Source organism: Segetibacter sp. 3557_3, from assembly GCF_004354985.1.
Taxonomy (GTDB): domain Bacteria; phylum Bacteroidota; class Bacteroidia; order Chitinophagales; family Chitinophagaceae; genus Segetibacter.
Genome location: NZ_SMSK01000001.1, coordinates 663349 through 687508 on the forward strand (window position 1 = coordinate 663349; position 24160 = coordinate 687508).

General features: G+C 44.6%; 20 protein-coding genes. 7 read left to right on the top strand and 13 right to left on the bottom strand.

All coding sequences use genetic code 11. From position 1 onward, the window contains the following. Positions 1-85: 85 nt before the first annotated feature. On the top strand, positions 86-886 hold the full coding sequence (gene ispE / locus EXU57_RS02305) for a 4-(cytidine 5'-diphospho)-2-C-methyl-D-erythritol kinase (RefSeq protein ID WP_133266541.1): 801 nt from the start codon (positions 86-88) through the stop codon (positions 884-886). Here the strand turns inward: ispE and EXU57_RS02310 are convergent. Then, positions 883-2676 carry a T9SS type A sorting domain-containing protein gene (locus EXU57_RS02310; RefSeq protein WP_133266542.1) on the bottom strand — a complete coding sequence of 598 codons (1794 nt, stop codon included), beginning with the start codon at positions 2674-2676 and terminating at the stop codon, positions 883-885. The two genes, ispE and EXU57_RS02310, sit on opposite strands and share 4 nt — an antisense overlap. 509 nt (positions 2677-3185) lie before the next feature. Between EXU57_RS02310 and EXU57_RS02315 the strand changes: the two genes are divergently transcribed. The 4 genes from EXU57_RS02315 (at position 3186) to EXU57_RS02330 (ending at position 6008) form a co-directional block, all read left to right on the top strand. Further along, positions 3186-3728 (top strand): hypothetical protein, encoded by a 543-nt coding sequence (locus EXU57_RS02315; protein ID WP_133266543.1) that lies wholly within the window; start codon positions 3186-3188, stop codon positions 3726-3728. Positions 3729-3874: 146 nt separating this feature from the next. After that, positions 3875-4561 carry a hypothetical protein gene (locus EXU57_RS02320; protein ID WP_133266544.1) on the top strand — a complete coding sequence of 229 codons (687 nt, stop codon included), beginning with the start codon at positions 3875-3877 and terminating at the stop codon, positions 4559-4561. An 11-nt stretch (positions 4562-4572) separates the two neighbouring features. Further along, positions 4573-5307 (top strand): sensor histidine kinase, encoded by a 735-nt coding sequence (locus EXU57_RS02325; RefSeq protein WP_165958002.1) that lies wholly within the window; start codon positions 4573-4575, stop codon positions 5305-5307. 20 nt (positions 5308-5327) lie between these two features. Further along, positions 5328-6008: a response regulator transcription factor gene (locus tag EXU57_RS02330; protein WP_133266546.1), complete on the top strand. Its 681-nt coding sequence runs from the start codon at positions 5328-5330 to the stop codon at positions 6006-6008. An 87-nt stretch (positions 6009-6095) separates the two neighbouring features. On the opposite strand, the gene EXU57_RS02335 is transcribed toward EXU57_RS02330, so the two are convergent. From EXU57_RS02335 to EXU57_RS02345, 3 genes are all read right to left on the bottom strand, one after another. Then, a complete protein-coding gene (locus EXU57_RS02335; RefSeq protein WP_133266547.1) occupies positions 6096-7163 on the bottom strand; it encodes a fatty acid desaturase family protein in 1068 nt (355 codons plus the stop codon). Between the two features lie 63 nt (positions 7164-7226). Beyond that, positions 7227-7961, bottom strand: a complete 735-nt coding sequence (gene bshB1 / locus EXU57_RS02340) for a bacillithiol biosynthesis deacetylase BshB1 (protein ID WP_133266548.1) — start codon at positions 7959-7961, stop codon at positions 7227-7229. Between the two features lie 402 nt (positions 7962-8363). Then, positions 8364-8990, bottom strand: coding sequence for a DUF4294 domain-containing protein (locus EXU57_RS02345; protein WP_133266549.1), 627 nt, complete (start codon positions 8988-8990; stop codon positions 8364-8366). Between the two features lie 270 nt (positions 8991-9260). Here EXU57_RS02345 and EXU57_RS02350 point away from each other — a divergent pair, with 270 nt between their 5' ends. Further along, positions 9261-9491 (top strand): hypothetical protein, encoded by a 231-nt coding sequence (locus EXU57_RS02350; protein ID WP_133266550.1) that lies wholly within the window; start codon positions 9261-9263, stop codon positions 9489-9491. A 64-nt stretch (positions 9492-9555) separates the two neighbouring features. Here the strand turns inward: EXU57_RS02350 and ccsA are convergent, their stop codons facing one another. The 3 genes from ccsA to EXU57_RS02365 all read right to left on the bottom strand — a co-directional run bounded on the left by ccsA (position 9556) and on the right by EXU57_RS02365 (position 13094). After that, positions 9556-11994, bottom strand: a complete 2439-nt coding sequence (gene ccsA / locus EXU57_RS02355; RefSeq protein WP_133266551.1) for a cytochrome c biogenesis protein CcsA — start codon at positions 11992-11994, stop codon at positions 9556-9558. 30 nt (positions 11995-12024) lie between these two features. Next, positions 12025-12441, bottom strand: a complete 417-nt coding sequence (locus tag EXU57_RS02360) for a cytochrome c maturation protein CcmE (RefSeq protein WP_133266552.1) — start codon at positions 12439-12441, stop codon at positions 12025-12027. A gap of 293 nt (positions 12442-12734) precedes the next feature. After that, entirely contained in the window at positions 12735-13094 is a 360-nt protein-coding gene (locus EXU57_RS02365; protein WP_133266553.1) for a hypothetical protein, read from the bottom strand. 356 nt (positions 13095-13450) lie between these two features. Between EXU57_RS02365 and EXU57_RS02370 the strand changes: the two genes are divergently transcribed. Continuing rightward, the gene (locus EXU57_RS02370; protein ID WP_133266554.1) at positions 13451-13870 is read left to right on the top strand and encodes a VOC family protein; all 420 of its coding nucleotides are present in this window, start codon (positions 13451-13453) and stop codon (positions 13868-13870) included. Positions 13871-13923: 53 nt separating this feature from the next. On the opposite strand, the gene EXU57_RS02375 is transcribed toward EXU57_RS02370, so the two are convergent. From EXU57_RS02375 to EXU57_RS02400, 6 genes are all read right to left on the bottom strand, one after another. After that, complete coding sequence (locus EXU57_RS02375; protein ID WP_133266555.1) at positions 13924-14985, bottom strand: alpha/beta fold hydrolase; 1062 nt, start codon at positions 14983-14985, stop codon at positions 13924-13926. A gap of 87 nt (positions 14986-15072) precedes the next feature. Next, on the bottom strand, positions 15073-16500 hold the full coding sequence (locus EXU57_RS02380; protein ID WP_133266556.1) for a SusD/RagB family nutrient-binding outer membrane lipoprotein: 1428 nt from the start codon (positions 16498-16500) through the stop codon (positions 15073-15075). Between the two features lie 9 nt (positions 16501-16509). Further along, positions 16510-19722, bottom strand: a complete 3213-nt coding sequence (locus tag EXU57_RS02385) for a SusC/RagA family TonB-linked outer membrane protein (protein ID WP_133266557.1) — start codon at positions 19720-19722, stop codon at positions 16510-16512. A gap of 542 nt (positions 19723-20264) precedes the next feature. Next, a complete protein-coding gene (locus EXU57_RS02390) occupies positions 20265-21032 on the bottom strand; it encodes a TIGR03915 family putative DNA repair protein (protein WP_133266558.1) in 768 nt (255 codons plus the stop codon). Continuing rightward, positions 21032-22285: a putative DNA modification/repair radical SAM protein gene (locus EXU57_RS02395; protein WP_133266559.1), complete on the bottom strand. Its 1254-nt coding sequence runs from the start codon at positions 22283-22285 to the stop codon at positions 21032-21034. Before EXU57_RS02395 ends, EXU57_RS02390 begins: the two co-directional genes overlap by 1 nt. A 94-nt stretch (positions 22286-22379) precedes the next feature. After that, entirely contained in the window at positions 22380-24134 is a 1755-nt protein-coding gene (locus tag EXU57_RS02400) for a sodium:solute symporter (RefSeq protein WP_133266560.1), read from the bottom strand. Positions 24135-24160 lie beyond the last annotated feature (26 nt).

Consider the following 24160-nt stretch of genomic DNA (forward strand, 5'->3'; position numbering starts at 1 on the left):
GTCTTAGTACCTCAGCATACTTTCTTTTGTCCATAGTAAACGCTACATAAGTAATTCCGGTACCTTATTAAATCCACCTCGCTGCTTGGTTAGTTTCCCCAATTGCAAGATCAATTTAGGACTTCATGTTGTTGCGAAACGTGCCGACGGGTACCACGATCTTGAAAGCGTTTTTTATCCCGTTGCCCTCAACGATATCCTCGAAGTGATCCCTGCCAGTGAAATGCACTTTGTAACATCCGGCCTCCCAATTTCAGGTTCCGTAGACAGCAACCTTTGTATAAAGGCATGGCAACTACTAAAACGTGATTATCCCTCCCTGCCATATGTAAGTGTATACTTGCATAAAGTAATCCCCATGGGCGCAGGATTGGGTGGCGGTAGCAGTGATGGCGCCTTTATGCTTCAGCTCCTTAGTAATAACTTTGGTCTTGCGCTTTCAACTGATCAACTGTTAAGCTATGCTTTGGAATTGGGCAGCGATTGCCCTTTTTTCATTTTGAACACTCCAGCTATGGCAACCGGGCGCGGAGAGCATTTGAGCCCTTGTCAGATTGATCTTTCGCAATTTACGATACTCATTGTTTTTCCAGGGATACACGTAAGTACAGCCAGTGCCTTTTCCAGTATACGCCCGGCACGTTCCCACAAGTCAATTATAGATATCCTGGAACAACCAATAGCAACCTGGCGAGATGAATTGAAAAACGATTTTGAGCCTTACGTTTTTTCCCGGCACCCTGAAATAGCCCTTATCAAAACAACACTCTACGATCAAGGAGCCCTATATGCATCAATGTCAGGAAGTGGAAGTGCGGTTTACGGCATTTTCGAAAAAACCCCAACCTTATCCATGCGACAAGGTTGGGAGGTGTTTGTAGTTTAGTGAACGGCTAATTTGCTTGTTGTTAAATTTCCTTTTTCATCTGATACCCGCACCAGGTAAAGCCCCTTCGCCAGAGTTGATGTATTAATGATGCAGGTTGTTCCATTAATCACTTTACGATTAAGTACCACCTTGCCCGCATTGTTTAATAATATCACATTTGCAAGATTGTTCCCTTTTATTTGAGTGAAGCCATTTGCCGGGTTTGGCGAAACCGATATGCTGATTCGCTTAGGAAGCCGCACAGAGATCACCTTTGAGTAGGTGAACCTGCCATCCTGGTCAACCATTTTAAGACGGTAGTACACCAGCTCAGCACTGGTAAATCCTAATTCATCGATAAAAGAATAGGCGTTTTCAAGGCTGTTTTTAATGCTTGCCACCTTCCCTACTTGCTCGTAGTTGGTTCCGGAGAAACTTCTTTCAACCTGGTAGTAGTTAGTACCCTGCTCCTGCTCAGTCTTCCATTGGCAATACACCGAGCTCTTTACAAGTGTTCCGGTAAAGGCTGTTAACTTTAAAGGCAATGAGGTCAGGTCATTTTTGTAAGCTAAAAGGGCGAAATCCGCGCTGAAGCCATTGTTGCTCCCGCCAGCTATGTAAATTCTGTTCTGATATTGTTTGACGGCATAGCCGCAATCCGCAGCCTGGCCAACCTGCGTGGTTACTTTACCATTTCCGCCGAAACTCATGTCAAGGGTTCCATTCTCGAGATATCTTGCAAGTGAGATGTCGGAGTACATTCCGGTTGTACTACAACCAGCAATAATGATTTTGCCATCAGCCTGGATTGCAGGTGCAAAAGCCTCATCGTTGGAAATGCCGATTGGAGAAATTACTTTACCTCCCTGGCCAAAAGACTCGTCAAGTTTACCATTCATATCATAACGGGCGATTGCAAAATCGTAATTGCTGCCGTTGTAACACTTGCCTGTAGCCAGAAATCTGCCGTTGTGCTGCAATGTCATGGCGTTTGCAAAGGCACTGCCTTCACCTAAACCTGTAGTTACCATTCCATCAACACCGAAGGTAGGATCCAGCTTTCCTGTTTCATCAAGTCTTGCAAGAGCGAATTCGTACCGGTTAACTTTATAACTATACCCGGCTATGACAATTTTTCCATTTTCCTGCAGTACAACAGCGTTAGCATTATCGTAGGAAGAACCAATATTAAAAATCAGTTTACCATTACCGTTGAAGGTCTGGTCGCTGGAGCCATTGCTATTGAAGCGCGCAACCGCAATTGCTGAAGAACTTCCATTACCCGCCATGCCGGCGAGTACAATTTTACCATCATCCTGGATGGCCAAAGCATTCACCATATCAAAGTCCTTACTCACAGGCAAAGTAACAAATCCAACTCCGTTGAATAATTGATCTAAAGAGCCATCGATGTTATACCGCGCCATTGCAAAATCGTCGTTTGCACCGTTGAAGCTATACCCTGCTACAAGAATTTTCCCGTCTTTCTGTACCCCTATTGCGGTGGCATAATCGCCACCACTACCAATTGCTGTGGTAACCTTACCATTGCTGTTAAAAGATAAATCCAGAGAACCGTTGATATTATACCTTGCTACAGCAAAATTATTTTTCGTTCCATTGAAGCTATAACCGGCTACTACAACTTTCCCATCGTTCTGAACTGCCATGGCCCGGGCTTCCGACCAACTGCCGATTGATGTAAGTACTTTACCCCCATTTCCAAAAGTTAGATCCAATGACCCTGGTTGAGCAACAAGACGGAAAAATGAAAACATGGTAAATAGAAGGGTAAAATTTTTTTTCATGATTGTGATGATGATTTTTCTAATGTTTATAAAATCCGTACCAACTTAATAATCAATAAACTAGCGCAAAATTTCCGTATTTTCCGGTGGCGTAAATTGGTATTGATACGAAAAATTTCAATTACCTGCCTTTGGGCTGTTCTACCGATTTGTTTTATCTCATAACCCGTTATTGCTTTGGGTTATATGGTCACATGAACGCATAACTTCCAGAACTTATTTTTACGCGATGGTATTTTTTTGAAGGATTTTCCAAAAAATCTAGCACATTCAATTATTTGAATACCCTAAAAGGACATTAGTAGTGACAGAAAAAAGCGGGAGTTTGCCCCATTAAAATTCTAATACTACTCAACCCTTACAATACAATTTCGCAATCACACAGTCGGGTTCTTCTACCCGCTATCTCCTCTGAAATGCGTGTCAGAAGCACGCTGTCTGTTATTTGCAGGGTTTTAATTCACAATTAATTCTTATACATTGGTAGAACGATTACCAAATCTATCCCCATGAAACTAAGTTCCAATATGAAGTCTATGGTGTGCCTGGCACTGTTGGTCTTTATGGTTAAGGGTTGCAGACCCAAATCACCCGAAATACCTTTTGATGCCAGGAGTGCAGCGGCTCATGTCCGCCCTTACAAAGTGCTTCAGGCCTACATAGACTCTTTTCAAATAAAGCGTACAAGATTATACGAACGTGTAAAAGACCCGGAATATATTGACAGCAGTTTTGACTTACCAAATGCGGAGATGTTTAACCGGGACGCCATTATCGCTCTATTAAATGCTCCTGGCGCAAAAGGCATCCAAATTTATTTAGGCAGAAAAACAAGTTCTGACACTTCTAATGGCAACGTAGTATTCGTGCTTTTACCAGTAGATGAAAAAGGAAACGATATAAAAACCAAGTTGCTGGTAAACGATCAACGGACCGGATCAGTAAGGCCCGGGGTTTCGACTGCACAGGTTACACAAAGACGAAATATCACCGAAGAGGCGGAAGGTGTAGAGGACGGACAACGATGTCCTTCGGTTTGCTCGGATTTTTGAGCAGGATGATAGTTAGCCAAAATCACCCGTGTTGTACCAATCCTGGCTTTAGCAGGTTCTCATAATCCTGTCTCAATCAAAAGGGCTTAAGCTGTTTCATTACGAGTGCATCGGGTTGATGCGGCAGCAACTAAAAATATTCGCCAATGTTTTCAGGCAAACTGATTTCTTTTCTGAAAGCGATTACTATCGGTTTGCCATTTTTTATTGGGCTTCTTCGATTTGGGAGAATGGACAAGTCTTTCCAGCCATTTTTGATTTACCTTTTTATAGGGCTGATTACGGAAATCGCAACATATGTTCACATCGCCACGTCGGCAAATACAAATGCGGTCATTAGTAACGTGTTTGTTCTTGTTGAGTGGCTCCTGATTACCTGGCAGTTTCAAGCCTGGGGTATTTTCAGGAACCACCCGGTGTCCTTTGCTTTGCTGATTGGTGTTATTGCGGCAACCTGGTTTGTAGAAAATTTTTGGTTTGGAAACATCGTCACATTCAGTCCCTACTACCGTGAAGTTTACTCCTTCGTTGTCGTGTTGATGTCGGTGAGTGTTATTAACTACACGATCATACATGACTATAAAAATGTTCTGAAGAATGCCAGGTTCCTGCTTTGTCTTGGACTAATTGTTTTTTTTCTTTATAAGATGATCTATGAATGGGCCTACCAAATCATCAATGTAAAGCGCTACGAGGAGTTGAGTAACCAGATTATATCATGGTTCGACTACGTAAATGCCGGAGTGAACATGGTGTTTGCTTTAGCAATGTTGTTTGCCCCGGCACGCACCCGCCATCGCCTGATCAACCTCAAGGAACCAAATTCGCGTTAGCAACCCCTACAATGAATGACAATATCTTGTATACAACGGTACTCGTCTCAGTATTCATTGCTGTTATTCTCACCTATTTCTTTATCTCCATTGTCCGATATCATCGGCGTTATGTCAAACTTCAGCGCGAACAAATCAATGCAGAAATCACCATCCAGGAAAATGAAAGGAAAAGAATTGCTAACGACCTGCACGATAGCATCGGCCCAATGCTGTCAGCAGTAAAAATGAACATCAATTGCATAGACACCCATTCCGCTGCGGATGAGCAGCTAATTAAGAAATCTGGCGTATATATCGACGAGATAGTCACCAATTTACGGCGTATATCCTACAATCTGCTCCCGAATGCCCTTGAACGAAAGGGGCTGGTTGAAGCACTTACCCGGTACATTGAAGATCTACCGGCGAGTAGGCTAAAAATCGAGTTAAATGCTAGCCCGGAAGTAGAAATCCCCTCCACAGAAGGTGTCCATATTTTTAGAATGCTTCAGGAAGTTATACATAACACAATCAAACACGCCATGGCGACATCTTTAAAGATCAACATACTTAAGGCAAACGGGGTGTTGGAGATAATTACAACTGATAATGGTAAAGGCTTCAAGCGGGAAGTTGCATGGGCGGGAACTACGGGACTTGGATTAAAAAGCATTAACAGCAGAATTGAACTGTTGAATGGAAAGCTTACCATAGACTCACAACCTGGCAGGGGCACTATTTACATTTTCAGAATTCCGGTTTAACTTTAAAGGAACCTTGTGCTATGGCTTACCCAATCAGACTTGTTATTGCAGATGATCATGAAATTTTTCGTGATGGCCTTGCATTGATGCTCTCCAGGCAAGCGGGTTTCAGCCTCGAGGGTCAGGCAAGCGATGGGATAGAATTGATTGAGGTGGTAGAGAAAACGCAACCGGAGGTGGTAATTACTGACATCAAAATGCCACGGTGTGATGGAATTGAAGCGACCAGGCATATTATACAGAAATTTCCAGACTTGAAGATCATTGCCTTGTCAATGTCTGACGAAGAAAAACAAATTGTAGAAATGCTGGAAGCCGGCGCAAAAGGATACCTGCTGAAGAATGCCGATAAATCTGAGGTGATCCAGGCGATACAGGATGTTTATCTGGACAAAACATACTACTGCAGCCAAACGTCGTCGAAACTTGCCGCTATGATATTGAAGAGCAGCTTTAATCCCTTCAAGAAACATAAGCCCGTTGCATTTTCCGATCGCGAAATCGAAATTATAAAACTTATCTGTTGCCAATTTACAGCGCAGTCAATTGCCGATCAGTTGTATTTAAGCAAACGGACTGTTGAAGGTTACCGGACAAGAATTCTGGAAAAAATGGGTGTTAAGAATGCTGTTGGAGTACTGATTTATGCACTAAGGCACAGGCTCGTTTCGGAGGTAGAAATCTCAGGGGTAGTATCCTGAACCGGACTTTAAACGAGAAATCTGCCCCATAAAAAATGGAATGCGAAAACGCATTCCATTATAATATCTATCGCTGATATCCTGGAGTTACGAAGCCTTACCGAGTTGACGTAAGTAAGTTACGTGTGAAGCAACAGCCTGGCGCAGTTTGGGATATTCTACATATTCAATATTAAAGTCCTGACAAGCCTGCCTGATGATTTTACTGATCTGAGGATAGTGAACGTGTGAAATCTTAGGAAAAAGGTGGTGCTCGATTTGAAAATTGAGACCACCGACCAGCCATGAGATTACTTTATTCCGGGTTGCAAAGTTTGCAGTGGTTTTAATCTGGTGAATTGCCCATTCATCTTCCATTTTACCGGTAGCTTCATTTGGCAATGGAAAATGGGTATGCTCAACAGTATGTGCTAACTGAAACACGATACTTAATACAAACCCAGCAACAAGTCCCATAGTAAGAAAACCGATGATCCATGCTGTGAAACCAACCATGTAGATTGGAAGTGCAACGAATATGAAAGCATGTGCCAGCTTATAAAACCAAAACGAGATATGTTCTTTAACAGTCATCTTACGTAGGGGTATATTACCAATCTTTCCACGGAAATACTTTGTGTAGTCCGTAACAAAAATCCAGTAGATATATAGTAGTGAGTAAGCTGCAGGAAAGTATACGTGCTGATAGCGATGTATTTTATAATGCACCTGTTCATCACAAAGACGCAATAGTGGACGAGCTTCAATATCGTCATCAACACCGTGGATATTTGTATAAGTGTGGTGAATAATATTGTGTTTAGACTTCCACATATGCTGACTTGCACCCAGAAAGTTGGCAAGGTTAGACGCAAGATTGTTGATCCATTGAAAACGGCTGAAGCTACCATGTGCCCCATCATGCATTACATTAAAACCAATTGCTGCAATAATGCACCCGAAAAATGCACTCTCAATTACTGCCCAAAAAGCAGGTGGGGTAAAGAACACCAGGTGGACATACACGGAAAGAAGGGCCGAAACAAGTATGATCGCTTTTATGTATAGATTTGAATTACCCGTGGTCGATTTACCTTTTTGCTTAAAGTATTCTCCTATCCTGCTTTTTAGTTCTCCATGAAAAGATTTTTGAGTTGGGAATTTGGGAGTAGCCATATTTATTCTGTTTAATGCGTAAATGCGTTTTTTATTCCTGCTTAGTGTCTTTGTGCACCACAATCAGGTGTTTTTCTGGATCAGCATATCAAAACTTGAAATGCCGATGCTTTTCTCTGATATGAAGCCTTCTGCAAATGCGACGCCAATTCTTTTACCGAATATCATCGCTCTGCCTTTAATGGCCTCTAAGAACTCAGGACTTGAAAGATAGGTTTGGGGTTCGTCAAGGTCAGGATTGTAAAACTGTGTTTTGTAACAGGCTATGGCCTCGATTTTCTTATCGTGAACCCTGGATATGTCAACCAGGAAAGTCGGTTCGAGGTAGCGATCCTGGATGTAGAAAAAAACGTATTTGGGTCTCCAGGCTTCTTGTTCAAGACCGTTATCTAAAGTGATTACCTTTCTTAAACCCGAAAGAAAAGACGCTTCGGTTAAAAGCTTTGAACTTCTTCCATGATCAGGGTGACGGTCGCTTGGTGCGTTAGCTAATACAATCTCCGGCCTATATTTCCTGATGACCTGGATAATTTTGCGCTTATTCTCTTCATTATTCTCAAAAAAGCCGTCGGCCATCCCAAGGTTTTCTCTTACCGCTATCCCCATGACAAGTGCAGCATCTGCAGCTTCCTGTTTCCTCGTTTCGGCAGAACCCCGAGTACCAAGTTCTCCGCGCGTAAGATCTACTACACCAACTTTTTTGCCTTCTGCAACAGCAGCTAAAATCGTTCCTGCACATCCAAGTTCTACATCATCGGGGTGAACACCAAAAGCAAGCAGGTAGAATTTTTCATGCATAGGCACCGAAACATTTAGGAGGCTGCAAGGTAAACTTTTTCGTCATAGAGGAACGTTAAGGCATCTAACAGATTCCAACAATCTTTGTTCATTATCAGCTCATAATGCTGGTTTACGCACATTTCTGAGACTTGTGTGACAATACAGCTCTAAGCACATCATTTCGTCCCGAGTTTTAATTATATCTTAATGATGCGCAGAATTCAAAATATTGAATTCCAGTCGTTTTCTCACATTGAGCAATCACTACAGAAGTTTGTATAGGAAAGTCGGCATTAACCTGCTTGCTTTCTGTGGAAAGAAGCAGTGTGGGTGGGATAATGAGTATCGGGCTAAGTTGATGAACGATTATTCAAGGGGTTTGCACGTTGTTCATATGTTTGTACAAGCAAGCATTATCGGCTAGCCACGCAGGCCGTACATACGTTCAACATCGCGTACGATCAGTTCGATATCATGATCATTGTTACTACGGTCATTGGGATCATAGGCCTGCTTGAGGTTACTTCCGACTACTATTGCTATCGTTTGCCACAACCCCGCATTGAAGCCACCTTTATATTCTTTAATAATTTCAAAACAATTATTGCCGGTTTCGCGGTTTATGAGTTTCATAAGTACCTTTCCCTGGTAAATGGAAAGTTGTGTAAGCTTGCTGGTGAATTCGCGTTTGAGATCCTTCTCCCGTTTCCGGATGATTGCTCTACGAAGCTTCTCATCTGTAACCCCGTTCAATTCTGCATTTACCTCGTTCATAATACGACCGGCGGCTCTGGCATACGGAAAGGTGACATATACAGCGTTCCTAAGCCGGGTCCATTCAGCCCAATACTTCCGCCACTTCTCCTGGATGCGGGTATGAACAGCAACATCGGCAAGCCGGCCACCCGGAATGGTATCGCCGTTTACGATGAATGCATAAACCTTTAGGGTATCCTGCGGCTGAGCTTGTGCACCTACGCTGGATGACACAAAAAAGGCCAGCGAAAAACCGGCGAGTATATGTAGCAACTTACGTTTTAAAAACATCTGATGTCAGGCGTTGTAAATTTATATATCCTACTACTCACTAATACTTAAAACATATGAATGTAACCCGGGTTGTGATATATTTAACCATCCCTCTTGCGATCTCCTGTTCAGCTGAGGGATCGTATGATCCGGCGATTTTTCAGCAATCTATGGATTCTGTTGCAAGCAGAAAAATCGACTCGGCATACGAGCAAATTCAGCAGGATTGCGAAAAAGCTATGTACGAACGGGTACCCGGGATGGTTGACTCTTTAATAAAAATACAGGATGTTAAAGCTGATTCTATCTACCCTACTCATTAGCGTTTGCTCGTGTAAACAGAAACAAGATGTGGAATACCTGAAAAGGGCTGCATATTTACAAATGGAAGGCAAGGTGAACGATGGTGTCGTTCAGCTTAAAAACGATTGCGACAGTAACTTATTGTCAACTGCAAAGGCGAAAGCTGATTCTATTCTTGCCAGCCGGCGCAACCGATCCATTCCGGCGACTAAATAAAAAGGCGGAAGCCCGTTTAGTTGCTTCCGCCTGGTAATTTCGTAAGTGTTAGAAAGTGCTAAGCTTAAGATGCCCGCAGTGCTGAAGACCGTTTAAGACGTTGAAAAATGCTCATAAAGAGTCCAATCATCATAACGATTACACCTATCCAAAGCACATTTATAAATGGAAACTCATAAACCTTGAGGGTAACAAAATCGAGCACTCCACTCGTTTCTTTTATGCCCATTTCAAGTAATCCTTTTTGTTGATCCTGGACCTTGTTGAAAGTAAGCACAAGACTTTGCGCCATCACCGTATCAGGAATAACCTCAACCATCCCGTTTTCAACTTTCAACAGCGGTTGTGCTGTAAAACGGTTACCCTCTTTTGATATCACCGTCATATCAAGCGCTAATGCGGTGTCAGCCGCAGTAAACTGGTGTTTGTCGCTTTGCGGGTTGATAACTACCTTGTTCATGATGATAAGGCCATTTGAATAGAAAATGGTATCGCCAATCCGCACCACTTTCTCCCGGAAAGTCGACGTATCCTTTGCTCTGATCTTTTCAGGATCTCCAAGGAAGGTTAAATAAGTAAAGATATCCCTGTTCCAGTAATGCCGGGCATCAGGATTAGGTGTGACACCTTCTGAACCCTTATTGTTTTCGATAATGTCGGGAAACAAACTAAACTCTTCTTTGCCGTTTTTACTTTTGAAGTTGATTTCATAATACCTTTTGCGGTCGCGCTCATTTAAGGTATCTTTTACATAGGTGGCTGTATACCTGCCCATGTCAGTTGCAAGACCTTTTACCAGGGTAATGTTTTCAAGCGGGCTTTCCTTTTCACCAATTTTGAGCGGTGACATGCCGGTTGTATTATGGCTTAATATCTCCTTAGTTGAAGAGGAGATTAAAATCCCAACCAGCACCAGTCCAAAGCCAATGTGAGCAACAGATGCACCGGCCGCCCTTACCCGTCCGCGTAACACAAGCAGGATGTAGCCTGCATTACCGATAACAGAATAAACTGATGCGAATATCGCCAGGTGAATCGCCGCAAGAAAACCTATTCCTTTTTGGTCATAATCAATATTGCCCCAAATACTGATGCATAAGGAGACTGCCAAAGAAACGAAAAGGGGAAGATAAAGGTGCTTGCGGATATAGGAACGCGGTGTGTCTTTATACTTCAGGTATTGTGTAACACCCGTAAGCAGACCAAGTATAATGGCGACGAAAATTTGTACCTGGTTGTGAAAGCCTTCAGCATCTTCGCCAACAGCCCACTTAGTCCCGAATATCTTGTTGAAGACGGGGAGCGAGGTAGATACTATTATGACGAGTGCCGATAAAAAGAGGACTAAGGAACCGATAAACATCCAAAACTCCCTGCTGTAGGTATTCTCTTCCTTGTGGATCGCCGGAATTTCTTTCCGTCGCGCAATCAATAACCAAAAAGCGGGAACCAAAAAAACAAGAATGAACAGTACCAATTGCAAATTCATGCCGAGATCAGTAAACGCATGAACTGAAGTATCACCCAGTACGCCGCTCCGGGTAAGGAAAGTTGAATACAGCACCAGAAGGAAGCTGACAATGTAGAAAAAGTAGGTGGCACGTAGCGAATAGCCACTGCTCCGGTAAACCAGGTTGGTATGCATTCCGCCTACCATAACGAGCCATGGAACAAGGGATGCATTTTCAACCGGATCCCAGGCCCAATAACCGCCAAAGGTGAGACTCTCATATGCCCAGGCTGCTCCCATCATGATACCGACACCGAGGACGGCAGTTGAAAAAGCTGCCCATGGAATAGCGGGAACCGCCCAGCCTTTATGGTCGCGCGTCCATAAGCCGGCCATTGCATAGGCAAAGGGGATCAATGTGGAAGCAAACCCAAGAAAGAGTACCGGTGGATGGATTACCATCCAGTAGTTTTGAAGCAACGCATTTAAGCCATTGCCATCGCGAATAAATTCAAGGTAATTGGGTTGTGAAAAAATTGGTCCGGGGGTTTCGTTGCGTAAAAGTACAAACGGACTGCTGCCCACCTTCGTTCCGAAAAAGTAAATACCTATAAGCATCGTTGCGAGACAAAACTGGGCAAAACTAACAACGGTCATCACCGGGGCCTCCCATCTTTTTGCCCGTGCAATCAGGATTAGTCCCAGTACACAATGCCAGAAGCTCCAAAGCATAAAGCTACCCTCCTGCCCTTCCCAAAAACAACTCAATAAATACTCCACCTGTAGTGCACGACTACTGTGTTGCCAGGCATACTTATATTCAAAGAGGTGATTCGAGATGATGTAATACAAGGCAGCAAACACTGCCAGTACCGATATGGTTTCGGCGTAAAAAGCCAGCCTGGCCAACTTTAGCCAGCCTGATTTAAGACTTGCTTCGGCATTGGTAGCCTTAAAAAAAGCAAAAGTGGCTATCAATGAAGCCACTAATGAAAGAATTACGAAAAAATGTCCAATCTGCCCCGGAAGTAAATGCTCACCAACAAATTCCATGTCCGCTTATTTATCTTTTCTTGCTATTAACTAATTAGTCATTGACGCTGCCGGCTGAAGTTGTTTTTGGGCGGCGTTCATATCGTCTTTGTATTTTGAAGGACATTTTAACAAGATATCCTTACACTCAAACTGGCCGTCCTGGACCTTTCCCTTGAGTACCAGCCGCTCACTTTTTTCGATATCGGTGGGTTTGGTATTGTTGTAGACCACATTAATGCTGTTTCCAAGTGAGTCGACAGCGACAAATGTGAGGTAATTGGGATTTTTAATGGGGTCGTACTGCATGGAGTTTTTCTCCATTTTGGCAATCAGGTGGACAAATTTGCCGGGTTTTTCTTTTGCAGATGTTACGGTATCATAAGTGGTGATATCGCCCATAAAACTGATGAGCACTGCAATCGAAACTGCTATTAATACCAATAAAATAATATGGGTTTTCTTCATAAAGCTTGTTTCGCCGGCGAAGTTAGGGCAAAAATGGGTTGGGGAACAGGAATGTTGGTCTATGTTGGTGTTAAAACTTCCTCTACGTTTAACAGACATCAGCTACTAATCCGTTGGGTGTTCCGAGGGGGTAGCAACATTTTCGAGGAAGAAATAAAGATGAACAATGGTTTGCCGATGAACTGAGCGTAGCAACGATGATGCCCAATGATTTTTCGCTGGTCACCAAAAAAAATTCCCCGGTTATCGGATGCGCGTTCGAGCGATCGTTTTGCTGGTAAACAGGCCTTGTTTTATTTCTGTGGAACAACCTGCAGCAGACTTTCTTTTGAACGTTTGTCTACACCGGGCATTTTTGCGTTTGCACCAGGAGCAGGAACGAGGCATGGCATGTTATCGGTGAGCATGATGTAGATCTCAGATCCGTCCCTGGTTTTTTCACTGAGCTTTGCTTTATTTTCCATCCTGAGTACCGGCATGGAGCCGTTGGCTTGCTGCCGGATTTGAGCCGGCTTAACCATTAGTGGCTTTGGCGCGATATACTCCTTTTTACTTTCTAAAGCTGCAAGACCACCTGGTTTGTACAATTTGATCTCCTGTGATTGAACGGCCGTGTAGCTGATCAATAAAGATAGAAGCATGCAGTACTTCATGGTTATAAGTTGTATTACAAACTAAGCATTTTTGGGCAAATAACAGTCACCCGTTGATATTATTGCTGGCTGGTTGTTGCTAAACAAGCCACGTGACCAATGTTAAACGGTGTATATCCAACAAACAAACGTGTATTAAATAAGCGATCCTTTAAAGCCGGACGAGGCGAATGTAAATCGGAGCCCATCTATTAAACAAATTTAAGCCGTGTATGGCCCTCGCCAGAGTAGTGGAACGGACATTGGAGTTACAATTACCTGCAAGTGGTGTAATCTTACCTTCAAATGGCGGATTGCCACCCCTTTAAACCTGATTTTTTACAGCAGCTTTGTGGACCATTATAAACCATCCCATTATGACAAAGCAAATATGGATCAACCTTCCGGTTAAAGACATTGCCCGGTCGAAAGCGTTTTTTACGGCTATTGGTTTTAAATTAAATGAGCGTTATGGCAACAGTGACCAATCTGCAAGTTTTCTTGTTGGGGATAAGCAGGTTGTGGTAATGCTTTTTACCGAAGATACCTTCAGTTCGTTTACAGGCAATGAACTTGTAAACACCAGCGAGGGATCGGAGGTGCTTTTTTCGCTTGATGCTGAAAGCAGGGATGAAGTTGAGGAGATGGCAACCAAGGCAGAAGATGCCGGTGGTACAGTTTTCGGGCTCCCGCAGGAACGACAAGGCTGGATGTATGGTTGTGGCTTTGCCGACCCGGACGGTCACCGCTGGAATGTGTTGTACATGGATATGAGCAAAATGCCGGGCCAGGTGTAGGTACCCCAATATGGCCGGTATTGTCCGTGAGCAGCTCCCATTTGCCGCATTAGCTATTTCTTTTCTGTAAGCGCCAAAAGTTCTTTCAGGTACTCGCCCCAAAGCCCTGGATTAGAGTGTGTACCATGGCCGCTGGTGTTAATGGAAGTTGGAATAAGGATGTAGCGGCCTTTTTTAACTTTAGGTAAATGCTCTTCCATTAAACCCAATTCTGGCGGGTTCACTTCGTCATCAGCAGAGTTAATTGCGAAAAGCGGTGCCTTGATCTTATCGAGGTGAGGGGCAGGATTGTAAAATCTTGAAGCATCAAAAGCATAGATCATATCGTTTGCGTCAAGCAGCGAGAGGTAACGTGTCCTGGTTCTTTCGAGCATTGCCTCGGATTGTTCCCGGGTTGGGGCATTCTTTTGCATTTGAAGGGCGCTACTGGTCATGAAGATGAGCGATGAGATTGCACCGGTTAGCCCAACTTTGGGCTGGCTGGTATAGTCACCGCCCTTCCATTCAGGATCCATTTGTATCAGGTCGATGGCCATTTTTCGGATCAACCGGTTGCGTCCGGCTATTTCAACCGGCAGGCTGGCCAGTGGCATCAGTGCATCCATGAAGTCGGGGTAAGTATAGCCCCACACCCAGGTGTGCATGCCCCCCATAGAAGTGCCTGTGACCAGGCGGAGGTGGTTGATACCAAGGTGTTTTGTAAGGAGGAGGTGCTGGGCCTTCACCATATCGTTGTAAGTATATTTAGGAAACCGCATGTGCATCCCATCACTTGGCTTGCCCGACTTGCCGTGACCGATTGCATCAGGGAAGATAATGTAGTACTTTGTGGCGTCCAATAATTCGCCTGCGCCAAAAATATTGTTCATCCATGGCCGCCCAATACCAGTAGTGCCGTGCATCATCAGTACGGCATTGTTTACCTGCCCATCCTTTCCCTTTTTTGGTTCGCCGACAGTATAATAATGCAGATTTAACTGCGGCAGGGTCTCCTTACTCTCGAATACAAAATTTTTTACCAGGAAGTCGCCTTCAACCGGGTCGGGGTACTTCGATTGTGCCCTGGTGGTTAAAAAGCCGAATACCAGCAACAGGAAGGAGATTGATTTTACCATTATTTTGAAAGGAATTTGGGTTGAGATTAGGAAGGTTAAAAAACCAAAAAGACGGTGCATCGGCGACATCAAAAGTAGACGACGCTCTTAAAAGATGTCCCAAAACAATTTTGTTTCGACCTTATCGCCACCGATGGCTTTAGCTGCGTTGGTATAATTGGTTCCATTTAGCTGTTGCTCGTTTGCAGGATAAGTTAGCCGGTTCGGAAATCCTGATCTTGCTCCAACCGGTGGGGGCAATATGGGGGCGTCCAATCTGCGCATTTCCGTCCAGCCATCAAATGGCCTGTTGTATAAGGCTATCCACTTTTGAAATCCGATTTTTTGCTTCCAGTTTCCTGCGGCGGTCTGGTAAGCCACGTCGGGACGTGCAAGGTAAACATCCGCTTCGGTGTTTGTTCCGCCCCACCAGGTGATTGAAGCCCTGATTGCATTATTATAGTGCTGCTCTGCTGTGCCGGCAACATTATACCCCCGTTCCTTTGCTTCCGCCCTGAAAAATTCTGTTTCCACATAGTCGGCCAGGAGGTTGGGTGCATCCGGGGCAGCAACCTTTGCGCTTGGTTTGGAAGTACCTGCAAAGCTACTCGCCTGGCCAACTACTGCGCCAACATACATCCCTACGTTGTTGGTACCAAAAAATTGCGGCTTCCGTGGATCAGCCATTCCATTGAGCACGTCCATAAGATCTTTGGCAGCTATATAATCGGTACGGCCTGCGAGCACCAACTGGTCGTACAAGGGATTGTTGTTGGGCGGGGTAGCAAGGTACTTGAAGACAGCATTTGCAGCAGGCGATGAGATTGCCTTTGCATCTGAGGCCTCCACTATTGACCTGGCTGTAGCATTGTCAACATCGGCGATCGTCATACCCATTTTCATGTACAGTGCATTTGCAAAAGCAATCCACTGGTTAACATTTCCCTGATAAAGAAAATCTTCGGTTGTCGCGAAACTGCCACTGGCAGGGTTTAGCTTGCTGATATCTGCTGCGAGGCGCTTCAGGAGATCGGCATATACCGTTTTTGCATCATCATAAACCGGGAACAATTTATCATTCCTGAGTGCTTCTGAATAATGGATATCGCCGAAGGAATTTACAAGGATATTGTAGGTATACACCTGCATAATATCGATGATTGCCAGCTGGTTTTCTTTGACGGCGGGCAATAAACCTGCATCTGCGCCAACGTTACGGGCTGCTTCATTGAGGTCATTCAGAACATCCCTGTACATGCGGGTCCACCACGCCTGCGGGATTGAGCGGGTGACAAAATCGTATTGAGCCTCTTCCTGGATTACTGCCTGCCCCCATTGTTTAACAACGTGCCTGAAAACATTTACGTTCACACTTGAGGATGCAAGACCGTCAGAAATGTTTTTCACCGCGTTTGCAAACAGGCCGCCCGCGGGAACTACCGAAGGTCTCTTCTCTTCGTTATTGAAACGGGTTAAGTCTTTTGTACAGGCTGCCAAAAAAATTAAGGACAGCAATACGCTATATAGTGGTTTCATAGAGATCTTTTAAAATTTAAGTTTGACGTTGATGCCAATGCTGCGGGAAGTAGGATATGCCCCGCTCTGGTAACCCTGCACATTACCCGAAGAAAGATTCTCTTCAGGGTCGGCGTACGGAACGTTTTTGTGTATAAGCCAAAGATTTCTACCGATAAGGGCAACGTCGATCCCTTTTACATATCTTCTAATGCTATTTAGTGCTTTAGCGGGTACCGTGTAAGACAGTGATGCTTCCCTTAATTTCACATAGCTGGCATCATATACGAACTCTGATTGCGGCAGTACATAACTGTTGTTGGAATTGATTTGTACCCGTTTGGTATTTGGTTTACCGTCGGCTGTAACCCCTTCCAATATGACACCGCCACCTTCCGCTACCGTATTACGTTTTGGATTTCCCAGATCGTTTAAGCCTACAGACTCGGGAAGTATTCCCGAAGCCTGGCCATAGTACATATCAAGGGAGAATAAATCACCGCCTTTGCGTACGTCTACGAGAAAACTAAACGATACATTTTTATAACGGAAAGCATTTGAAATGCCCCCGATCCAGTCGGGGTTTACATCGCCGATTACATTGGATGTTGTGGTGGACAAAACATACAGCCCGTTTGCATTTACCAGTCGTTGGCCATTTAACCTTTCGAAGGTGGTACTCTGTAAAATACCATAAGGCTGACCGAGGCTGGCATTAAGGCTAACACCTCCCTGGAACGATCCCAGTTGAAGATTTTTACTGTCGCTGTACAACGAAAGTACCTTGTTGCGATTGCGTGTAAAGTTTGCATTGATGTTCCAGGAGAAATTTTTTCCACTTATGGGCGAACCATATATCGACAATTCAATGCCTTTGTTTTCAACATTACCGGCATTGATGTTTTTGTTGGAGAAGCCTGTACCTGTAGAAACGGCGACCCCAATAATCTGGTCAACCGTATTGGTATGGTAATACGAAGCGTCGAAGCCAATCCTGTTGCGCAAGAAAGCCATTTCCAGACCGAGTTCCTTACTTTTGGTTTGCTCGGGTCTAAGGTTCACATTATTCTGCGTATTCGGTAAAGAAAAAAGCAGGGTGCTGCCGACGGGGTTCGGCTGATCATAAACATCTTTTACACTACCCCAGGGTGCATCACTACCCACCGTGGCATAGTTTGCCCGCAGTTTACCGGATGAAAGCCAATTGACGTTTGTAAGGTGTTGCGAAAAAACCCAACTGCCAGAAATTGCATAATAGTTGTACGCGTTGGCATTCTCAGGTAACGTAGAAGAGCGGTCTCTCCGGATTGTGCCATCTAACGTTAAGAGGTTTTTGTAACTAAAGGTTGCCCCGGCGAAGTAGCCATCAACTGCTTTCGGCTGGTTTGCTTCGGTAGGCGCTGATATGGTGCCTCGTGAGTTTCCGATGTAGTAAAGCCCGGGCACGATTAAACCGCCGGAAGTAGCAGAGGCAACCGACCTTAGCGAGTTTCTCCGGATGTTTATCCCGGCGAGTCCGTTGAACTTAAGGTCCTTGGTGATCTCCCTGTCTACTGTGGCAAGCAGGTCGTAGTTTGTCTCGCTATAACTGCGGTCAACACGATTATAACCTGATACACCGATACTGCCAAACGCGGTTCGCTCTTCCTGGTTTTCGTTGTAGGTGTCAACGGATACGCGACCCAGAATGTTTAGCCAATCCGTTATCGTATAATTTAAAGACACGTTCCCAAATGTTCGGGTACGGGTATCGGTTTCGTAGTTCTCGTAGACGGTCCAATACATATTGTTGTAAAAAGCCGGAAAGATGCCTGCAGGAGTTTTGGGGTCCGACCAGTTCCAGGTAATGTTTTTACGGTTCCTGAAGTACGCGTCTTTCTGCTCCTGCATGTCTACATTTACCTGCCCAAACTGTCGCAAGGTTACATTTACGTTCCGCCCCCCGTCGTAGCCCGTGCCATAACGCCCCTTTCCATCCACTTTTGAAAAGTTTACCAGTGCGCTGGCGGTTAGTTTATCGGTAAGCTTGTAGGTAGAGCCAAAATTGAGAATGTTCTTGAGTACCCTGCTATTTGGCACCACTCCCCTTTCGTCGTTTCGGGTATAGCCAAGCTTGAATGATCCTTTATCCGTCATCCCGTCCATGTATACACTATTATTGGTAGAAACCGAAGTTTGATAAAACGTTTCAGGCCCATTGGCAGGCGCAACCCAGGGTTTTGCCTTTTTATAGTTCGGCGATGCAGGATCAAAGGCATCCCAGTGATAAACCATTAGGTTGGGATCAAAGCGTGGCCCCCATGAGCGGGGCGCAAAGGTTGGAACAATGGGATCGGGAGTACCGTCGCCATCGACATCGGCCAACAAAAAACCATTTCTGTCGTATGGATCCGATCGGCCTGCACCATATTCTTTCTGGTACTTCACGAAAGTTGATGGATCGATCATGCCAATGATGGTTCCTGAATTAACAGTGACACCTAAGCCCGAGCGGGCCTTTTTGGTGGTGATCATAATTACCCCGTTAGCTGCACGCGAACCATATAAAGCGGAAGCAGCGGCACCTTTGAGAACATTGATGCTTTGTATATCGTCGGGATTAATATCGGCTGCAGCATTCCCGTAGTCGTAACCACCTGCACCCGTGCGTTGACCGTTTGTATTTTTGTTCGTGTTGTCTACGGGCACGCCATCCACTACAAAAAGTGCCTGGTTATTTCCTGTGAGGGATTTTGCCCCACGAATAACAACATTAACGGAGCCACCGATGCCATTTCCCTGTGTAATCTGAAGTCCGGAGATTTTGCCCGACAGGCCACTTGCCAGGTTGCTTATCCGCGTTTTGTTTACTTCTTCGCCGCTGATGGTTTGAGCGGCATATGGAAGTGTGTTTTTCTCCCTTCTAATACCAAATGCTGTTACAACAACTTCATCCAATTGCTTGTCGGATTTTTGGAGCACCACATCAATGGGCTGAGTACCATCGGCAGAAACCTGTTGTTCGGCGAAACCGACACCAGAAATTAAAAGGGTTGCTCTACCATTAAGGGGTATTGTAAAGGTACCGTCATCCTTGGACACAACACCAGTTGTGGTCCCTTTGACGTTGATGGAAGCACCTGCTACCGGGCTGCCATCCGGTTGCCGTATCTTACCCTGTACCTGCCTCGTTTGGGCAGCGAGTGACCCGGTAAAAAGATGAGCGGTAAGCAAAATCAGGAGCACGACTACGGCTTTTCTCATGGCGATGGTTTTTTAGATTGTTGGAAAACTGGCAATAACAAATGCTTTCTGCAATGTTAAACCCAGGTGGAAGTAATCGTTTAAATACCGTTGGAAGAAATTACAGGATGAACAGCCAGAAGGACCAATGATAATTCAGCTAAAGTTCCCGATAAGTACGAACCGGTAATACGTAGATATTATCTACAAGTCAACCGATATTAACATGTGTTTATCCCGCAATTCCACTATAATTTACAACAATTCACATGAAACCAAGGCAAGAAGAGCAACCTATTTATCAAATCCCGGAAGTTTTCGAGCATAGCACACAGGCAGTTGGGCAGGTACGATTAAAATGAAGGTAAAGTGGGTTGGAACAAATCATACAGACATGATTACGAAAAGGTGAATCCTGCTAAACAGGACTTTGAACCCAGTCGAATAAATGGGTAATTCAAGCCGGGCGAACATTTTTCTTAACCTGGCTAAGTGATTGCCGGACCAAAAAAAGAGGTTTTCTCAAGAGGTTGCCTTTTAACGGGGCTGCCAAACTTAGGACTTTATTGCACTTGTTTTTCCGTAAGGTATTTCCAATACCGGCGCGGCATGTGTTGGAGGTGAAGCTTTGTATTTTTTCTCGCCACGATATTAACGCTGGTAAAATACTGCTGCCATAATTGTTGGTATAATTCTTCTTTCTCGTCGAAAACTGCCTGCAGGTTCTTCCCGCTCCCTGCTTCTTCAGAAAACGATAGACTGACCGTTTCCACCGTATTGAGGTCATAATATATCCCGTATTTCCGGGTGCTGTCATAGATCAGCCATCGTTGATCGGCGTACCGCTCGCGGAAATGGTTTTGTAATAATGGGAGCACGTTGTAATCTGGTTGACAGATAGCATAATACAAGCCGTCGCCTGTTAACTGGAAACGAATAAACGCTTCCATCCGGTGTTTTTCACGCCGGACTTTTTGATCGGTTTGTTTAATGAAGAGCACAAATGAATTGCTATAATCATACTCCACCGACAACTTACTGGAGAATACGTAAAGGACGTATTGATAGAGCTTGTCTTCGATACCAGGCAACTCCGAGAGAAATGCGCGATGCAGCTGGTTCAGTGCTGCCGTGGAGACTTTTTTCTTAAGCCCGAGCCAAACCCGCTCAGCTTTCACCGGATCTGAAGTTGATTGCCGGTGATCGTTGAAAACATTGGCCTGTGCCCTATCTGCAGGTACAATTGATACATCTGAAAAACGATATTCATAAATCTCGAATATCGCGGTCAGTAAACCTTCGAAACTTCCGTCGTAGGTAAGCGTAACCATTAAAACAATTTGATCTGCGGTGAAAAATTCGGCTGGTATTTGCTTGCGCCCTGCGAAAGAATCCGTTGCTTGATTTGCATTGGCATAAGGTCTTTCAATTCAAATTCTTTGCTTTGGCAGGTAATGAAGTACCGTGCCCGGTTTACTGCTATGCCAATTTTCTTCAGGTGTTCCCAGGTAAGCTTGCTAAATTGCCGCGCTGACACTATTTTTTTGGCTGACTGCACTCCAATGCCGGGGATACGCATAATCACCTGTAGATCTGCTTTATTAATGTCTACCGGGAAAATCTGCAGATTTCTGAGCGCCCAGCTTAGTTTCGGATCAATGTCGATATCGAGGTGTGGGTTCTCTGGGCTGACAATCTCATTAACTTTAAAGCCGTAGAAACGCATGAGCCAGTCGGCCTGGTAAAGCCGGTTTTCCCTGATCATCGGAACGGGAGTACCAATTGCCGGTAAGCGGTTATCGTTACTGATTGGCACGTAGCCTGAATAGTAAACACGCTTTAACTGCATCTGCTTATAAAACTGGCTTGCCATGAACAACACTTCCAGATCGCTCTCAGGTGTGGCTCCGATGACCATTTGTGTACTTTGACCGGCCGGGGCAAACTGCGGTGCTTTCTTGAAAAGCTTCTTTTCTTCCCTGTTTGCTATGATTGCTCCCTTCAAATAGTTCATCGGCTGGATCATGTCCTCGCGTTTCTTATCGGGGGCTAACAACTTAAGGCTTTGCTCAGTCGGCATTTCAACATTTACGCTTAACCTGTCGGCATACAAGCCGGCTTCTTTTAACAGTTCGTCACTTGCACCAGGGATTGTTTTCAGGTGTATATACCCATTGAAATTATGCTCTTCCCTCAGCTTGCGGGCAACAAGTACCAACCGTTCCATAGTATAATCGGCGTTCTTGAAAATGCCGGAACTAAGAAACAGACCTTCAATATAATTTCTCCGGTAGAAATTAATGGTTAGGTCAACTACCTCCTGCACTGTAAAGGCAGCTCGTTTAACGTCGTTGCTTTTTCGGCTCACGCAATAAGCACAGTCGAAAATGCAGTGATTGGTTAAAAGGATTTTCAATAAAGAGACACAACGGCCATCTTCGGTGTAGGCATGACAAATGCCATTGCTGGCATTACCCAATCCCTTGTCTTTATTCTTGCGGTCGCTACCACTGGAGGAGCAGGAAACATCGTATTTGGCGGCGTCGGCCAGTATGGAGAGTTTTTCAAGTGTACGGTCAGACATGCTAAAGAATTACCGTGCAATTTACTAAATATATTAGCACCCCAAGCGCTTGTTGAACTTTGTCAGAATAATTAACGTATTCGTTAAGCAAAGTCTAACCCGCTATTGCAGGCTTCACCTGCCTGGATGGGACAAGCTTTTGCAGCAGCAGGCTAATGAATATTACCAGTAAAGCTCCGGCGACGTTTAGCCAAAGGAAACTCAGCCCGATAATCTTGTATTCATTCAATACAAACAGGGTAATAATCGCAATTTCAGATATAATTGCTGCAATGAAAACCGGTCTTGCGCTGATATTTTTTAAATAAAAAGCCACCAGGAAAATGCCAAGGATAACACCATAGAAAAGAGAGCCAAGAATGTTAACCGCCTCAATGAGACTACCCATTCGATTGGCAAATTCGGCTACGATAATCGAAAATACCCCCCATGCAAGCGTATAGTATTTTGATATTTTATACTGGCCTATCTCGACCTCAGAAACACTACGCATATCCTCTTTGCAGAAACGCAGATGGAAATCAATTACCGAGCACGAGGCTAATGAATTAAGGGCTGCGGCAATGGAACCCCATGCAGCCAGGAAAATGATGGCGATCAAAAGGCCAACCAGCCCTACGGGAAGATAATCAACGACAAACCGGAGGAAAATATAATTGGTATCGTTGTTATCGGAAACAGGCATGGCCTTGCGGATAAAGCCGCGGTAATTTGTTCGAAGACTGTCGAGTTGTTTGTTGCCCTGCTGAAGACTGTCCCTGATGGTATTGCGATCCGCTTCAGCACCAGCCTTATCCGCGGTTACATATGCAAGGCTCAGCGCATTTTGCCTTTTGTTTAACTGGTTATACTGGTTGCTGATTGGAACAAGGGAGTCGCGAAATGGCGTTTTGAGTGCCTGCGTTTCAACTGCCTTATTGTGAAAAACCGGTGCGGGGCTAAATTGGTAAAAGGAAAACAATAGCGCGCCGATCAGGAGTATTGCAAATTGCATAGGAACCTTGATCAGGCCATTGATCAGGAGGCCCAACTTACTTTCGCGGGTATTTTTTGCCGTAAGGTAGCGACCTACCTGGCTTTGGTCGGTACCAAAATAAGAAAGGGCCAGAAAAAAACCGCCGATCACCCCGCTCCACATGTTGTATTTATCGTTCCAATCGAAATTTCCCTTCTCTGCACCTGTTGTGATTACATTTAGTTTGCCCAGGGCACCACTAACCTTTAACGCATCTGTAAAACCCACGTCCTGCGGCAATAGGTGAACAATCATGTATCCGGCGAGAAACATGCCGATGAAAATGATGATCAACTGGAGCTGCTGGGTATATGCAACAGCTTTGGCTCCTCCGGTTACGGTATAAATGATGAGCAACCCACCCATAACAATATTGGTCAGGAAAATATTCCAGCCCAATAACGACGACAGGATAATTGAAGGTGCGTAGATACTAATCCCTGTGGAGAGACCCCGCTGCAGGAGAAACAGAAATGAAGTCAGCGTTCGGGTTTTGCGATCGAAGCGTTTTTCGAGGTATTCGTAAGCCGTGAAAACCTTCAGCTTTGCAAACAGGGGAACAAACGTGATACACAATACAACCATTGCGAGAGGAAGGCCGAAGTAATATTGAACGAAACGCATACCATCGGTAAAAGCCTGGCCCGGTGCTGACAGGAAGGTAATGGCACTTGCCTGGGTGCCCATGATGCTTAAAAGCACCAGGTACCAGGGCATACTCCGGTTACTTAAAAAGTAACCCTCAAGGTTGCGGGTAGAACTGCTTTTATACAGGCCATAGCCAATTATACCGAGCAAGGTTAAAGAAAGAACAACCCAGTCTATCCCACTCATGAAAAATGTTTAGTAAACCATGTAAA

Excerpts from the sequence above, each read along its gene's own strand:
- EXU57_RS02310 (WP_133266542.1), bottom strand. The coding sequence starts at position 2,676 with ATGAAAAAAAATTTTACCCTTCTATTTACCATGTTTTCATTTTTCCGT.
- EXU57_RS02325 (WP_165958002.1), top strand. The coding sequence starts at position 4,573 with ATGAATGACAATATCTTGTATACAACGGTACTCGTCTCAGTATTCATT.
- EXU57_RS02345 (WP_133266549.1), bottom strand. The coding sequence starts at position 8,990 with ATGTTTTTAAAACGTAAGTTGCTACATATACTCGCCGGTTTTTCGCTG.
- EXU57_RS02370 (WP_133266554.1), top strand. The coding sequence starts at position 13,451 with ATGACAAAGCAAATATGGATCAACCTTCCGGTTAAAGACATTGCCCGG.
- EXU57_RS02320 (WP_133266544.1), top strand. The coding sequence starts at position 3,875 with ATGTTTTCAGGCAAACTGATTTCTTTTCTGAAAGCGATTACTATCGGT.
- EXU57_RS02400 (WP_133266560.1), bottom strand. The coding sequence starts at position 24,134 with ATGAGTGGGATAGACTGGGTTGTTCTTTCTTTAACCTTGCTCGGTATA.
- EXU57_RS02385 (WP_133266557.1), bottom strand. The coding sequence starts at position 19,722 with ATGAGAAAAGCCGTAGTCGTGCTCCTGATTTTGCTTACCGCTCATCTT.
- EXU57_RS02335 (WP_133266547.1), bottom strand. The coding sequence starts at position 7,163 with ATGGCTACTCCCAAATTCCCAACTCAAAAATCTTTTCATGGAGAACTA.
- EXU57_RS02395 (WP_133266559.1), bottom strand. The coding sequence starts at position 22,285 with ATGTCTGACCGTACACTTGAAAAACTCTCCATACTGGCCGACGCCGCC.
- ccsA (WP_133266551.1), bottom strand. The coding sequence starts at position 11,994 with ATGGAATTTGTTGGTGAGCATTTACTTCCGGGGCAGATTGGACATTTT.
- EXU57_RS02390 (WP_133266558.1), bottom strand. The coding sequence starts at position 21,032 with ATGGTTACGCTTACCTACGACGGAAGTTTCGAAGGTTTACTGACCGCG.
- EXU57_RS02375 (WP_133266555.1), bottom strand. The coding sequence starts at position 14,985 with ATGGTAAAATCAATCTCCTTCCTGTTGCTGGTATTCGGCTTTTTAACC.
- EXU57_RS02330 (WP_133266546.1), top strand. The coding sequence starts at position 5,328 with ATGGCTTACCCAATCAGACTTGTTATTGCAGATGATCATGAAATTTTT.
- EXU57_RS02315 (WP_133266543.1), top strand. The coding sequence starts at position 3,186 with ATGAAACTAAGTTCCAATATGAAGTCTATGGTGTGCCTGGCACTGTTG.
- EXU57_RS02360 (WP_133266552.1), bottom strand. The coding sequence starts at position 12,441 with ATGAAGAAAACCCATATTATTTTATTGGTATTAATAGCAGTTTCGATT.
- bshB1 (WP_133266548.1), bottom strand. The coding sequence starts at position 7,961 with ATGCATGAAAAATTCTACCTGCTTGCTTTTGGTGTTCACCCCGATGAT.
- EXU57_RS02365 (WP_133266553.1), bottom strand. The coding sequence starts at position 13,094 with ATGAAGTACTGCATGCTTCTATCTTTATTGATCAGCTACACGGCCGTT.
- EXU57_RS02380 (WP_133266556.1), bottom strand. The coding sequence starts at position 16,500 with ATGAAACCACTATATAGCGTATTGCTGTCCTTAATTTTTTTGGCAGCC.
- EXU57_RS02350 (WP_133266550.1), top strand. The coding sequence starts at position 9,261 with ATGTTAAAGCTGATTCTATCTACCCTACTCATTAGCGTTTGCTCGTGT.